This is a genomic window from Helicobacter sp. (assembly GCF_017502485.1).
Lineage (GTDB): Bacteria > Campylobacterota > Campylobacteria > Campylobacterales > Helicobacteraceae > Helicobacter_B.
In genome coordinates this window covers 32,367-44,898 of the sequence record NZ_JAFVUX010000023.1, presented here as the reverse complement: position 1 = coordinate 44,898, position 12,532 = coordinate 32,367, and the positions used below count along the sequence as shown (strand labels likewise).

Sequence of the window (12,532 nt, the reverse complement as noted above, 5' to 3'; positions counted from 1 at the left end):
GTCCAACTAGAACACCACAAGTTATAAGGAGTTTGTGTGTCGCATCTACCTTTTCTCCATACTCTTATGCGATCGTTATTTACGCTAAGTGTAGTGGCATTGAGCGTACTTGCCCTAGCTGGTTGCGCCAAAAATACATCAAATCCGCTTGCAGCAAATATCAATGGCAAAATCCCCAATCAAATCGATGACCCACTAGGGATAGGCACAAAGCCCACCGCCCCTGCCAAGCAGGTAACCCCAAGTTTTATCCACAATACAAAGTTCAGTCTTAGCCCGCTCTCAGGCGATGCTAGAGACTTTGTCGCGCTACTCAATCAAGGCGGTGGCGTGGTGAGCATCTGGGCTAGCGCGCCTGCTAGCTGGGTTTGGGCACACTCTGCAGCGTTAAATGCAAGCTTTGGCGATGCGTTTAATTGGGCTATACAGCCCATTGACAATGGGTTTTTTCGCTTTGTCAATAAACTTACACGCACTTGCTTGAATGCTTATGGGCAAGGCGTGATACACTACCCCTGCGACCCAAATAATCCTAATCAGCTTTTCCGTATATTGCCTATGGATAATGGCGCAAATGTTATCCAAAGTGCTAGCACAAATCTCTGCTTGCAGACAAGTATGCACACTAAAGCAAACCACCCAATCACGCTTAACAAATGCTTACAAGTGGCAAACTCCGAGCAGCAGTGGTTTATTATTCCGCCTTTTCTCAAACCCACGCCAATTATCTACCCATAAGTTTAAGGAGATGCTATGCCTTATGCCACATCATCGACCATATACCACAAGATTCTGCTTATAACCCTAGTGGCGTGCTTTGCCATCACACACGCACTAGCTGATATGCGCAGCTACAAAATAGGCTCGTGGAATCTAAATGACACGCAAATGCCCATCGAAGAAAAGTGGAACAACACAATCCGTAGCTTACTTAGTGGGAGCAATGGCGTAGATATTTTAGCACTGCAGGAAGTCGGCGGACTCCCTACAAATGTGGAGTTTCTCAATACCTTTACCCTGCCTTATGCGATCACACTCCCTATCCAAGAATACCAGTGGAACCTGGGCAGAGGCTATGGGAAAGTATATGTGTATTTTATGCGCACAGATACTAATATGCGTGGAATCAATCTTGCCATAATCACTAAAAAGCGTGCGAGTGAGATCTTTGCCATTAAATCAAGTAGCAAAACCTCCCTGCCAATGCTAGCCATAGCTCTAGGTAGTGATGTCTTTATCACAATGGATTCTCTCGATAGAAAAGGAGCGGACACCCTAGCCAATATCACTAATGTGTTTGACTACTTTAGCAAACATCAAAGAGCGCAATCGCTGCAGTGGCTTATCCTTGGAAGCTTTAATATCCATCCTCAAGCCCTGCAGTCAGCGATCCCACCAAAACTGCAGGAGCGCATAGCCATCATAGCACCATCTGTGGCAACTAGGAAGAGTGGTGGTATCTTCGAATATGCCCTTAGTGGGAATTCTGGCGAGTCTCCATACCTAGCCCCCACGCTTAATGCCTACCTAGGGTATGGCAATGTAAGGCAGCAGTTTGACTCTGTGTTTATCCCCATTATCTTTAGTAAGTAAGGATTATCTATGACTTTTAGCAATCTCTCTAGGCTATGGATTCTAGCTAGTGTGCTAGTGCTTACCCCATCACTTTATGCTAAAAAGCTTATCACCAATCAGTCTGTCTCTATCCGTGCTATGAGCACAGGAGAATCTCTCTACGCTGGTGGCGTGGTCACAGAGCTAAGCTGGAATCTTGTAGAAGTAATGCTACCGGGCTATTTGACTAGGAAATTCCCTTTTGGAGCGGTGCAGTTCCGCCATATTAGCAAAGATGATCAATGCCTTATGAGCAATGGGTCGTGGCTAAGTATAGGCGAGTGCTCGGCAGTTAGGTTTGGCGATCACCGCACGCTATTTTCCCTACTGCCAACTTCTAGCGGTGCTTTACAAATCCAATCAATTGCTACTGAAAGCTGCCTAGTGGTAGAATCTAATGACAAAAAAATCGCCCAAAGCATACGCTTGCAGCCCTGCTTCACCGATGCACACACACCCATAGACTTGCGCTGGCTCTGGATACTAACTCCCCCAGTCATTGATGCAAAGCTAGTATCCTAGCCCTTAAGCTGCAAAGTGATCGCACGCTTTTTGCGATAGATCACGCACTCTGTATAGCCAACTTCTTTAGCCAGCTCCAAGCACTGTTCATAGCCAGCCCCCACCTGCTCTATACTATGCGCATCAGAAGAAAATGTAATGGGAATCTTATATGCAAACGCACGCGATAAAATCTCCTTGCTAGGATAGGCTTGCGCAATTGTCTTACGCAAGCCCGCGCTATTTATCTCAATGCTCATTTGTGCCTTTGCGATAGATGCTAGGGCAGAATCCAGCTCTTCACTCACACAATCTGGCATTGTATAGCCAAAAACCTTTAGTAAGTCCAAATGTCCGGCGATTTGGAAGAGCCCACTATCAGCCATAGCCTTTATCGCGCCCAAATACTCTCGCCAACAACACACCATATCGCGCCTAGCATACTCTGCTATAAAAGCTGGATTATCAAACCCCCAAGTATCCAAAAAATGCACCGATCCTATGAGGTAATCCACGCTGGCTTGTAGCACACGCTCTTCTAGCAAGCTCTCCTTGCCCTTGATAAAATCCACTTCAAGCCCACATAGCACTTCGATTTTACCCCGCTCTCTCTCTTGTATCTCTGCAATCTGTGCAAAATAAGATTCTAGCTCATCACTACTCATGCGATAAGCTTCATCAAACTTCATTGGCGCGTGACACGAGAATCCATACACATCAACTCCGAGCTCCTTAGCACGAGCGATAAACTCACTCGGGCTTCCGCTTGCATGCTTGCAAAAGGGGGTGTGATTATGCAAATCTACGCGCATAGCTCACCCACGCACAAAGTGATTGCGCAAGAACTCTTCAAGGTTAAAGCGTTTGCGTGTATTGTCTGTAAAAATATGCACCATAATCTCCCCTAAATCCACGACAATCCAATCCTCACTCTCATCATCAACATAGTAAAACTCTTCATCACTACATATAGCCTTTAAGTGATCAAGCAGCGCATAAGAATGCTTACCAGCTAGTGCCGTAGCAATCACCACACTATCAGTAATATACTCACTCTCTTCTACATCAAAAACCTCAATATCCTGAGCCTTTTTCTCATCAAGTGCTTGAACTATGGCTTGTGTGCGCTTGGATAATGCTTGATTCATCTTGCTCCTTTTAAAAGTTAGTGGGTATTGTAGTATATTTTTCGCACACAAGGGACAATGCTTGGCGGGACCCAGCGTGCTACTCGCTCAAACTCTCCGCGCACTAGAGCTGCGCGGATTTGCGTGGAAGAAATAGGGAAGCCTGTGATATGCAAGGGTACAGTGGTGCTATACCTAGAATCTACTTTTTCTAGTACTAGCTTTTGTGTTTGTGGGCTGCCTACATTGTGAGCAGTGTCACAAAACTCAAAATCCCGCATAAGTGGCACAATCCTAGCAAGCCGAGCAAGCTCGCTAGCTTCTCTCCACCTAGGCAAAGACTCTAGCGCATCACTCCCTAATGCTAGCCCGATCTCTCCATATTTACTAGTATAGTAGCGCACATATTCAATGGCATATACCACGCGATTAGCGCGCGCCTCAAAGTCGCTAATCTCCACACGCAAATAATCTGCACAAAGCTCTTTTAGCCACGCTATGCGTGTGTGTATCGGTGCTTGTGGCGGAGCTTTAAATGGATTACAAAATGTGGGGATTACAATCACTCGCTTGTAGCTAGAATCTAGCCTTTTTATAATCTCCAAATGCCCCAAATGCGGCGGATCAAAGCTTCCACCAAAAAGCACCACAAGAGAGTACTGCGAGCTAGAATCCACTTGACACACCACTACTGCTGCGTATCAAATGTGCTCGTACGCGTAAGCTTGCTAAATTTCACACCTTTAAGCCCAGAGAGATCAAGCGCGAACTGCTGTATCCGCCCACCCATTCCACGCAAGATAATTGTCTCAAGGCAATTATGCGCATCGATATGGATATGCGTGGTGCAGAGGATCTCTATCCCATTATGGCTGGCGTTATGCCCTATGTCGATGATTTTTTGGTTTAGTTCTCTTTGGTGATGATCATAGATAACTACTAGTACCGCTGTTTGTAGATTGCTATCATCTTGCCACTGCTCTTGGGCGAGCTTCTGACGGATTAGATCACGCACAAGCTCGGAGCGCGAAGTATAGCCCTGTTTGATAAAACGCGTATCCATAGCCTCTAGCAAGCTTGGCTCCAAAGACACAGAAAATCGCACTACTTTATGATCTCTCACTCACTCCCCCTTGATCATCAAGCCAGATTTTCGCACGCCTTTTTAGCCCACTTGCATCGCTAGAAGCGAAAAACTCTATATGCGTCTGCGCATACGAGCTAGGCTTAAGCGCGAAATGCTCCACCAAATACTCCACAATCGCATCGCCTGAGTGGATCAGCGTGCTTTGATGGTGAAAATATGCACTAATTTCTTTAGCGATAAGGGGAAAATGTGTGCAGCCTAGAATAATCGTATCTGGAACCTTGCCACCAAGCTCACTTGCTTGCAAAAATGGGTGTAAATAGTGATGCAAGCACGCTCGCAAGATAGCTGCTCCACTTGGCGTGCGATAAGAACCCTCCTCTACAATTGGCACAAAGAGCCCTGTCGCCACCGCACTTAGCTTAGAAAACCCAGCTTCTTGCAGAAGTGCTTGGTAGCGCGCAGAAGTAATAGTCGCTTGTGTGCCAAGGATTAGCGTGCTAGAATCTAGAGCTGGGTTTGCTTGGATTCTAGCAAGCACACCCGGCTCTATCACGCCGATAATGGGAAAACTTGCATAAGTGCGCATAGATTCTAGCGCATAAGCACTTACGGTATTACACGCTACAAGCAACATATCTACTTCCTGCGCACGGAAAAACTCTAAACACTCTAGAGCAAAAGCTACGATAGTCTTCTCGTCTTTGACACCATAAGGCACGCGCGCTGTATCGCCAAAATACACCGCACTCTCAAATAGTTTAGATTCTAGCACGCTTTTTGCGACACTAAGTCCCCCTATTCCACTATCAAAAATCCCCACGCGCTTAAGCGACCCCATAGACTTGCCTACTCTTTTTCATTCATTTTATTCAAAAACTCTTCATTATCTTTTGTTTGCTGCATTTTGGCATAAATAAAAGATAGGGCTTCAATATCATCCATTTGTTGCATTACATTGCGCAACATCCATACTTTTGTCAGCTTATCTTTGCCAAGCAGTAAATCATCTTTGCGTGTGCCACTCTTTAGAATATCAAAAGCAGGGTAAATCCTACGATCAGCGATATTGCGTGCTAGGACTATCTCGGCATTTCCCGTACCTTTGAACTCTTCAAATATTACCTCATCCATTCTTGAGCCTGTATCGATGAGTGCGGTAGCGATGATAGTAAGGCTACCGCCTTGCTCGATATTGCGCGCCGCGCCAAAGAATCGCTTAGGCTTGTGCAAGGCATTAGCATCAACACCCCCGCTTAACACCTTGCCACTTGCTGGAGTTACTGCATTATAAGCTCGCGCAAGACGCGTGATAGAATCTAGCAAAATCACCACATCTTTACCACTCTCTACTTCGCGCTTAGCGCGCTCTAGTACAAGCTCTGCCACGCGGATATGGCTACTTGATGGCAAATCAAAAGTCGAGCTATACACGCTACCTCTAACACTGCGCTGCATATCCGTTACTTCTTCGGGTCGCTCATCAACAAGCAGTACCATAAGCTCTACTTCTGGGTGGTTAGCACTAATGCCGTGCGCTAGCTCTTTCATAAGCTCAGTCTTACCTGTGCGGGGGGGAGCTACGATCAAAGCGCGCTGTCCTTTACCAATGGGACTAAAGAGATCAAGCATTCTGCCTGTAACCTTTGTAGGCTGGTATTCTAAGCGTAACTGCTGGGTGGGGAAGAGTGGAGTTAGATTATCAAAAAGTGGGCGGTTCCTCATCTCTTCAAGCGACATATAATTAACTGCTTCAATCTTTAGTAGCGCATAATACCGCTCTTGCTCCCTAGGCAAGCGTACCTGCCCTGTTACAATATCACCATTACGCAGGGCAAAGCGATAGATTTGCGTTTGACTTACATAGGTGTTGTTTTTACTATCAGTAAATGTCTCATCAATGGCGCGCAAAAAGCCATAACCATCTTGAGTGATCTCTAAAATCCCGGTAAAGAGTATGTAGCCACCTTGGGATACTTGTGTCTTTAGGATCTCAAACATCAAATCTTGTCGCTTAAATTCTTGGGGGTTGTCGATTGAGAGAGATTGCGCGATTGCGATAAGCTCGGCTATTGGCTTCATATTAAGCTCTTCTAGCTTGTAAGCTTCCACGGGAATATGTTGTTGCCGTTTATGAGAGTGATCTGCCATTAAAAATCCTTATAAGTTAGGTTCAGTGTGTGGGCGTGAAAGTAAGCACGAGAGACACAAACTGCTGGAATCTTTGAAGATAATCAAAAAGTAGAGTGAGATTGTAGCGAAAAATAAGAAAAAATCAAGGTGAAGCACATTGGGCATATGCCCAATGCATAAGGGCTATTTCTTATGCAAGCCGTTGATATAAAAACGAATAGAACTAGCACCTTCTTTTTGCGCCCACTCAAACGCGCTAGAGACAAACGCCCAATTAATGTGGCTAAAAAACTTCTCCAAATACGCAGGGCGCGCGTTTTTATGGTCGATATAATATGCGTGTTCCCATACATCACTAACAAGTAGAGGCACTTTATCTTCTGTAATAGGTGTAGCTGCATTACTTGTTTGGACAATTTCGAGCTTACTAGATTTCGGGTCAAACACCAGCCAGCACCAACCAGAACCAAAGAGTGTGGTAGCTGATTGGATAAATTTTTCTTTAAAGCCTTCAACACTACCAAAATCTCTCTCTATCGCAACTTTTAGTTCCGCGCTCATTTCGCTTGGCTTTGGCGCAATACAATCCCAGTAAAAATCGTGGTTATACACTTGAGCAGCATTGTTAAAAATCCCACCACTAGACTTTTTGATAATGTCATAAAGCTCAGCATTTTCAAACTCATTGCCTTTTGTTAGGTTGTTAAGATTATTGACATAGGTTTGATGATGCTTGCCATAGTGGAAGTCAAAAGTTAGTGGGCTTAGAAAATCTCCAAATGCATCTTTTTCATAAGGTAATTTGCGTAGTTCAAACATACCATCTCCTTTGGTTATGTGTAGTTGTTATAGCGATCTCTCGCAGGGCTTCATTATAGCATAACTACCTTAACCCAAAAATCTAGCTAGAATCTAAAAATACGCCAGCGCAATATCTACTACAATAGTTTCACTCCTTGAGCCAAAAACATCATTAGAAGCTTTATAAATTTTACTCTTATGGAATGACTATGGCATAGCCACTACGCAGCCCAACTCTTACCGCCAAGCTCGCTATTTTTACCATCGCATCTACCACTTGTACTTGATCCTACTATCATCGCACCAAGGCTATCTAGGCTTGAAGTGTATTTTGCTAGCACACCACACAATGTTTATGCTTATAAGCGTTGTTTTATATGGGCTAGTTGTTGTATTGTTCTTCCAAAAGCACACCACCAAAGTCCTAGTCTAGCTTGACATTATTTATAGCCTTTAGCTATAATGCGCGTTTCTAAAGTGTTTGGGATGTGTGATCGGGGCGTAGCTCAGTCTGGTTAGAGTACTTGGTTTGGGACCAAGGGGTCGAAGGTTCGAATCCTTTCGCCCCGACCATTTTAGAATCTTATTTTTCTTTCTTTTCGTTTTTTCTTATGGTGGGTGTAGCTCAGTTGGTTAGAGCATCAGTTTGTGGCACTGAGGGTCGTGGGTTCGAGCCCCATCATCCACCCCATATTGTGCGTTCGTAGCTCAATTGGATAGAGCACCAGACTTCGGATCTGGGGGTTAGGGGTTCGACTCCCTTCGGGCGCACCACCCAGCTCCTGCGCCCATAGCTCAGCTGGATAGAGCAACGGCCTTCTAAGCCGTAGGTCAGAGGTTCGAATCCTCTTGGGTGCGCCAGCTTGATCCCGGATACACTTATGATACACAAGCATTTATCTCACACTAATAACACTAATAAGCCTACAATAATCTTTCTCCATGCAGATAATGTTAATGGATTGGGAGATAATGTCATCGCCCTTGATAGCCTACTAGCATTAAAAAGAATCTACCAAGCCCGTCTTGTTGTCTTCGCCCGTGAAACTCTGCAAGAACTACTTGAAGGGCTAGATTTTGTCGATGAGTTTTCTCTACTAGAAGGTGAGCTTACTACTGCTGTAAATCGAGAGAAAATCAACGCCTATAACGCTACCTACCTACTCTCCCTTAGCTGCAAGACAAGAGTTTTGCGCTTCTTTGCTTCTACAAATGCCGCCATCATCATCACACGCGCTAAGCTTGCCAATATCCTACGCAAAAGATTCCGCCCTGTGCTATTGCTAAACCCTAGCACAACCCACAGACAAACGCTCCTACTCCTAGCGCGCAATATTGATAAAACGCACTTTGATAAGCACATAGGCTCTATTGATTTCTTAGAATCTAGGGTCAAAAGTAGCGATAAACAAAAGCAAGAAATAGCGCGCTTCCTCGCCACAGAGCTTACGCGCTTTTCCCGCAGTGATTTTAATGGTAACGCCACTCTAAAGAGCAAAATCGCTTTCACCAAAGCCCATCGCGCCAACCAAACCAGCAAGCAAGACCCCCTTGCCCTAAGCCTAAGTAACTCGCAAAACCCACTATATCTAATCTGTATCAATCCTTTCACCATAGCAGCCACGCACACCCTTCATCTTGAAAGCTACCTAACACTCATTGATAAAGTCGCTTCTTTGCCCAATTGCATCCCTTGTATCTGCACCTATAGCAAAACACACGCACTGCTCCAAGAAGCCCTACAAGACTACAATACCAAGCACTCTTGCACTCTGCAAGATCGCTGTATCATCTACCGCAATCAAGGCGGTCTCCACAATCTTGCAGCATTTTTAGAGACGATGAGCTGCATTATCACAGGTAGCACTGGAGCACTGCATTTAGCAGAAAATCTCTTTACCCCAAGTATCGCTCTAGTCTCACACACTGATACCAAACGCTGGGGAAGCCAAGATAAACGCTATATAATCATACAAGAGCCACTATCACGCATTAGCAAAGAGCTAGAATCTAGTGTGATAGACTCTAGCATTGCCAAGCTCCAAGAGCTGCTACCACGATAGAGAGAAGCTACTCCCCTTACCCACTTCACTCTCCACACTAATACCTATCCCATAGCGCGTGGCGATTTCTTTCACAAGGCATAGTCCTATACCAAAGCCACCTTGACTCTCGTGATAGCGCGTATATCGTGTAAAAATTTGCTCCAACTCGCTAGATTTTAGCCCGCAACCACTATCAGCGATAGTAAGGATAGATTTAGACCCTGCATTGCACATAAGGCTTACATGGATGTTCCCGCCCTTTTTGTTGTATTTCATCGCATTGCTTAGGAGATTATCAAGCAAAATGACCATTTCATCATAGTTTGCATACAAAGAAGTGGGGGCTATGTCTTTGGTGATTGTGAGTGATTTTTGTGCAAATAGTGCACCAAAATACTCCAGCCGCCTCTCTACTAACTCTTGCATATTAATCTCTTGCATCACGCCCTTGCCTTGATAGAAATTTAGGAAAATAAGATTTTGGTAGAGGTGGTTTAAATTCTGGGCGGAGAGCTTGATATGCTGGAGCTTTTTGACATTTGTCTGGCTAAGATCTTTTGTCTCAAAAGTCTGCACACTCATCAAAATCACACTAAGTGGGGTGTTGATCTCGTGCGTAGAGTCTTTGATAAAGCGTTCAAGCGTTTGGATTTTCTCTCGTATAGGCGCTAGAGCTAGGCGCATAAGCCAGTAAGCAATCGTACCCAAAAGCACAATAGAGCCAGCAAAATATAGCAAAATCTCTACCCCTAGCTTGTGGGCTTCTTTGGGGATATCTAGGGGCATATCTAGCTGCATGCTATCAAGCTTGGTAGAAAATGGCAGTGAAAAAGTATCTTTCATCTCATAGCCTTGCAAAATCACCTTGCTATGGAAGCTATCTATATGGTGAAATATCTCTTTACTATAGGCAGGATGCTTGGGAGATGGGATATGACGCAAGAATCGATGATCGACAAAGATCTTCTCCCCCACACGCACAATACGCTCGCCTTTTAGCGCACGCACAATCGCACTAAGATCATCGGTAATTGTGCTAAACACCACTTCCCCATTAGAATCTATAATAGCAAATGGCGTATCAATCGCATTTTCTAGCTCATTTTTAGCAGCTTGCACACTTTTATGTGTATAGATAATGGTAGCAATTTGAATATAGTCATTGCGCATCTGCACCATTTGATATGCGTGGAGATTTTGCAAACCCTTGTGATACATCACAGAGAATATCACGCCAAGCAACACAATACTTGTGCCAAGATACAACGCTAAGATATATAAAATACTCTTGTGAAATTTCACACTTTTGTAGAAGCTTGCGCGCACTCTCACGCCTTGTAACAGTAGCCACAAAATCGCTGGGTGATAATGCTCTCTTTTCCCAAAACTTTGCGTAAGTTTTTCACATACACGCGCAGCGCCATACTCGTAGGGGTTTCATCATAGCTCCACAGGCGCTCAAATATCTCATCTTGGGAGACAAACTGCCCCCTTTTTTGCACAAGCAGTGCTAAAAGCTCACGCTCTTTATTCGTTAGCGCAATCATATCGCCCTGTGGAGAAAAAAGAGTCTTTTGCACGCAGTCAAAGCGCGCACCATTATGTAGTGTAATCATAGGAGAATCTTGATGGCAAAATGGTCGCTTGAGCAAAGCATTGACACGCAGCAACAGCTCTTCTATATCAAAAGGCTTGCGCACATAATCATCGCACCCAGCACTAAAGCCCTCTTTTACATCATTGGCTTGGGAGAGTGAAGTAAGCATAATCGCAGGGCTACTTTTGCCCATAGATCGCAGATATCGCAAAAGAGCGAAGCCATCACCTGCGACATTTAGCGACCCTCGCACTAGATTCTGGTCTCCCATAGGAATTTTCACATCAAGGATATAGAGATCAAAATGCTCTTCATAGCCCCTTTCCATAGCACTCTGCATATCTTCGCATAAACATACGCTAAAGCCTCTTTCCTGCAAGATAGAAGCAAGCATACTAGAGAGTAGCATATCATCTTCTACAAGCAGGAGTTTTGCTGCCATTGTGCTATTTGTCCTTTTGGGATTTTTCTTTATGATCGTGGCACTTTGGTTCTTTGTGGTGTTTGGGCTCTTTTAGCTTATCGCAATCGCTATGGACCTTAAGCCCCGCCTCTCTAATCTCCTTGCCACTCATAGAATCTGTCTTTTTCTGCATAGCCTTGCACACCTCCACTGCGCGCTTATGTCGCTTCTCTTGAGATAGCTTATCGTGCGCCACTTTGCGTGCTTGGTGGATGGAGTCTCTAAACTCTTTAGCCTGTGCCTCATCTTTTGCCTTTAATCGCTTATGCACTTCCATTACAAAATCTGGCTCATCTTGCGCGCTTAGGCTTGCAACTTTCTTTACCAACGCTTCATCGCTAAGCTTGCTAAAATCCGCGCCAAAGCTCGCACTCACTCCTAGTGCCATCATACCTGCTGCCATTATGGCTAGTCTTGTAGCTTTCATAGTAGTCCTTTATTAAAGTGGTGTAGTTTATAGAAAAATCCATAAACACTATAAGTATAGAGCTTAAAGGTAAAATCAATGTGAATAAGTGGAGAAAATTGGCTAGATCTAGCCCGCCTAAAAGGCGCAGGGCTCACTACTTGCCAAGCAGGGTTTTAATGTATTGATCAACAAGATATAGGCTATTGCCACTATCGCCTACAAGCTTGATTTTATCTACAATACCTCGAAATAATGCTTCTTCTTCGTGCTGCTCTGCGACATACCATTGTAAGAAGTTAAAAGTAGAGAAGTCCTTTTGCGCTAGGGTAAAATCCACAAGCTCATTAATTGATTGTGTAATACTTAACTCGTGCTCATAAGTTTGTGTAAAAACATCAAGCAAGCTTTCAAAGCTGGATTCTGGCTCCTTGACTGCTTGTAGCTTTAGCTTAGAGTCTGTTTCATTAAGGTAGGTAATGAGCTTTTTTGCGTGCTCACTCTCTTGGCTTGCGTGCTCGAACAAAAACACCCCAGCCCCATCAAACCCATTCGTATAACACCAAGAACTCATACTTAGATACAAATTCGAAGCGAACATTTCTTTAGCAACCTGATCGTTTAAGCGTGCGATAACTTTCTTTGACAACATTGTAGATCCTTTCATTATTGGGATAATTTTGAGATTATAGACCAATATACTTAAACTACCATAAGAGCATTGTAAAAAGCTTACTTAATACTACAAGCGTAGCATA

16 protein-coding genes and 4 tRNA genes are annotated in these 12,532 nt (G+C 44.3%); 8 read left to right on the top strand and 12 right to left on the bottom strand.

Annotated features, from left to right (window positions below):
• Nucleotides 1-36 precede the first annotated feature (36 nt).
• The 3 genes from IKB69_RS05000 to IKB69_RS04990 are packed head-to-tail and all read left to right on the top strand — an operon-like array spanning nucleotide 37 to nucleotide 2,136.
• A complete protein-coding gene (locus IKB69_RS05000) occupies nucleotides 37-738 on the top strand; it encodes an RICIN domain-containing protein (RefSeq protein ID WP_290946754.1) in 702 nt (233 codons plus the stop codon).
• A gap of 15 nt (nucleotides 739-753) precedes the next feature.
• Nucleotides 754-1,593 carry a cytolethal distending toxin subunit B family protein gene (locus IKB69_RS04995; RefSeq protein WP_290946751.1) on the top strand — a complete coding sequence of 280 codons (840 nt, stop codon included), beginning with the start codon at nucleotides 754-756 and terminating at the stop codon, nucleotides 1,591-1,593.
• Between the two features lie 9 nt (nucleotides 1,594-1,602).
• Complete coding sequence (locus IKB69_RS04990; RefSeq protein ID WP_290946749.1) at nucleotides 1,603-2,136, top strand: hypothetical protein; 534 nt, start codon at nucleotides 1,603-1,605, stop codon at nucleotides 2,134-2,136.
• On the opposite strand, the gene IKB69_RS04985 is transcribed toward IKB69_RS04990, so the two are convergent.
• The 8 genes from IKB69_RS04985 to IKB69_RS04950 form a co-directional block, all read right to left on the bottom strand.
• On the bottom strand, nucleotides 2,133-2,927 hold the full coding sequence (locus IKB69_RS04985) for a histidinol-phosphatase (protein WP_290946747.1): 795 nt from the start codon (nucleotides 2,925-2,927) through the stop codon (nucleotides 2,133-2,135). The genes IKB69_RS04990 and IKB69_RS04985 overlap by 4 nt on opposite strands.
• Nucleotides 2,928-2,930: 3 nt before the next feature.
• Entirely contained in the window at nucleotides 2,931-3,263 is a 333-nt protein-coding gene (gene rsfS / locus IKB69_RS04980) for a ribosome silencing factor (RefSeq protein ID WP_290946744.1), read from the bottom strand.
• Nucleotides 3,264-3,280: 17 nt separating this feature from the next.
• The gene (locus tag IKB69_RS04975; protein WP_290946741.1) at nucleotides 3,281-3,928 is read right to left on the bottom strand and encodes a nicotinate-nicotinamide nucleotide adenylyltransferase; all 648 of its coding nucleotides are present in this window, start codon (nucleotides 3,926-3,928) and stop codon (nucleotides 3,281-3,283) included.
• Nucleotides 3,929-3,930: 2 nt separating this feature from the next.
• Complete coding sequence (gene nikR, locus IKB69_RS04970; RefSeq protein WP_290946739.1) at nucleotides 3,931-4,365, bottom strand: nickel-responsive transcriptional regulator NikR; 435 nt, start codon at nucleotides 4,363-4,365, stop codon at nucleotides 3,931-3,933.
• Nucleotides 4,352-5,170, bottom strand: a complete 819-nt coding sequence (gene murI, locus IKB69_RS04965) for a glutamate racemase (protein WP_290946737.1) — start codon at nucleotides 5,168-5,170, stop codon at nucleotides 4,352-4,354. Before murI ends, nikR begins: the two co-directional genes overlap by 14 nt.
• 8 nt (nucleotides 5,171-5,178) lie before the next feature.
• On the bottom strand, nucleotides 5,179-6,480 hold the full coding sequence (gene rho / locus IKB69_RS04960; RefSeq protein ID WP_290946734.1) for a transcription termination factor Rho: 1,302 nt from the start codon (nucleotides 6,478-6,480) through the stop codon (nucleotides 5,179-5,181).
• Between the two features lie 165 nt (nucleotides 6,481-6,645).
• A complete protein-coding gene (locus IKB69_RS04955; RefSeq protein ID WP_290946732.1) occupies nucleotides 6,646-7,281 on the bottom strand; it encodes a superoxide dismutase in 636 nt (211 codons plus the stop codon).
• Nucleotides 7,282-7,484: 203 nt separating this feature from the next.
• Complete coding sequence (locus IKB69_RS04950) at nucleotides 7,485-7,613, bottom strand: hypothetical protein (RefSeq protein WP_290946730.1); 129 nt, start codon at nucleotides 7,611-7,613, stop codon at nucleotides 7,485-7,487.
• A 145-nt stretch (nucleotides 7,614-7,758) separates the two neighbouring features.
• On the opposite strand from IKB69_RS04950, the gene IKB69_RS04945 reads away from it, so the two are divergent.
• The 5 genes from IKB69_RS04945 (at nucleotide 7,759) to IKB69_RS04925 (ending at nucleotide 9,326) form a co-directional block, all read left to right on the top strand.
• Nucleotides 7,759-7,836 (top strand) — tRNA-Pro (locus IKB69_RS04945).
• Nucleotides 7,837-7,877: 41 nt separating this feature from the next.
• Nucleotides 7,878-7,954, top strand: a tRNA-His gene (locus tag IKB69_RS04940).
• A gap of 6 nt (nucleotides 7,955-7,960) precedes the next feature.
• Nucleotides 7,961-8,037, top strand: a tRNA-Arg gene (locus IKB69_RS04935).
• Between the two features lie 10 nt (nucleotides 8,038-8,047).
• Nucleotides 8,048-8,124 (top strand) — tRNA-Arg (locus IKB69_RS04930).
• A 20-nt stretch (nucleotides 8,125-8,144) separates the two neighbouring features.
• Nucleotides 8,145-9,326 carry a glycosyltransferase family 9 protein gene (locus IKB69_RS04925; RefSeq protein WP_290946728.1) on the top strand — a complete coding sequence of 394 codons (1,182 nt, stop codon included), beginning with the start codon at nucleotides 8,145-8,147 and terminating at the stop codon, nucleotides 9,324-9,326.
• Here IKB69_RS04925 and IKB69_RS04920 read toward each other — a convergent pair.
• From IKB69_RS04920 to IKB69_RS04905, 4 genes are all read right to left on the bottom strand, one after another.
• A complete protein-coding gene (locus IKB69_RS04920) occupies nucleotides 9,315-10,634 on the bottom strand; it encodes a HAMP domain-containing sensor histidine kinase (protein ID WP_290946725.1) in 1,320 nt (439 codons plus the stop codon). The two genes, IKB69_RS04925 and IKB69_RS04920, sit on opposite strands and share 12 nt — an antisense overlap.
• A 2-nt stretch (nucleotides 10,635-10,636) precedes the next feature.
• Complete coding sequence (locus tag IKB69_RS04915; protein WP_290946723.1) at nucleotides 10,637-11,347, bottom strand: response regulator transcription factor; 711 nt, start codon at nucleotides 11,345-11,347, stop codon at nucleotides 10,637-10,639.
• A 4-nt stretch (nucleotides 11,348-11,351) separates the two neighbouring features.
• Nucleotides 11,352-11,795, bottom strand: a complete 444-nt coding sequence (locus IKB69_RS04910) for a DUF1104 domain-containing protein (RefSeq protein ID WP_290946720.1) — start codon at nucleotides 11,793-11,795, stop codon at nucleotides 11,352-11,354.
• A 136-nt stretch (nucleotides 11,796-11,931) separates the two neighbouring features.
• The gene (locus IKB69_RS04905; RefSeq protein ID WP_290946718.1) at nucleotides 11,932-12,426 is read right to left on the bottom strand and encodes a ferritin; all 495 of its coding nucleotides are present in this window, start codon (nucleotides 12,424-12,426) and stop codon (nucleotides 11,932-11,934) included.
• Nucleotides 12,427-12,532 lie beyond the last annotated feature (106 nt).

Coding starts and splice junctions, on each gene's coding strand:
- IKB69_RS04955 (WP_290946732.1), bottom strand. CDS start 7,281: ATGTTTGAACTACGCAAATTACCTTATGAAAAAGATGCATTTGGAGAT.
- IKB69_RS04985 (WP_290946747.1), bottom strand. CDS start 2,927: ATGCGCGTAGATTTGCATAATCACACCCCCTTTTGCAAGCATGCAAGC.
- IKB69_RS04910 (WP_290946720.1), bottom strand. CDS start 11,795: ATGAAAGCTACAAGACTAGCCATAATGGCAGCAGGTATGATGGCACTA.
- IKB69_RS04915 (WP_290946723.1), bottom strand. CDS start 11,347: ATGGCAGCAAAACTCCTGCTTGTAGAAGATGATATGCTACTCTCTAGT.
- IKB69_RS04905 (WP_290946718.1), bottom strand. CDS start 12,426: ATGTTGTCAAAGAAAGTTATCGCACGCTTAAACGATCAGGTTGCTAAA.
- murI (WP_290946737.1), bottom strand. CDS start 5,170: ATGGGGTCGCTTAAGCGCGTGGGGATTTTTGATAGTGGAATAGGGGGA.
- rho (WP_290946734.1), bottom strand. CDS start 6,480: ATGGCAGATCACTCTCATAAACGGCAACAACATATTCCCGTGGAAGCT.
- IKB69_RS04995 (WP_290946751.1), top strand. CDS start 754: ATGCCTTATGCCACATCATCGACCATATACCACAAGATTCTGCTTATA.
- IKB69_RS04990 (WP_290946749.1), top strand. CDS start 1,603: ATGACTTTTAGCAATCTCTCTAGGCTATGGATTCTAGCTAGTGTGCTA.
- rsfS (WP_290946744.1), bottom strand. CDS start 3,263: ATGAATCAAGCATTATCCAAGCGCACACAAGCCATAGTTCAAGCACTT.
- IKB69_RS04925 (WP_290946728.1), top strand. CDS start 8,145: ATGATACACAAGCATTTATCTCACACTAATAACACTAATAAGCCTACA.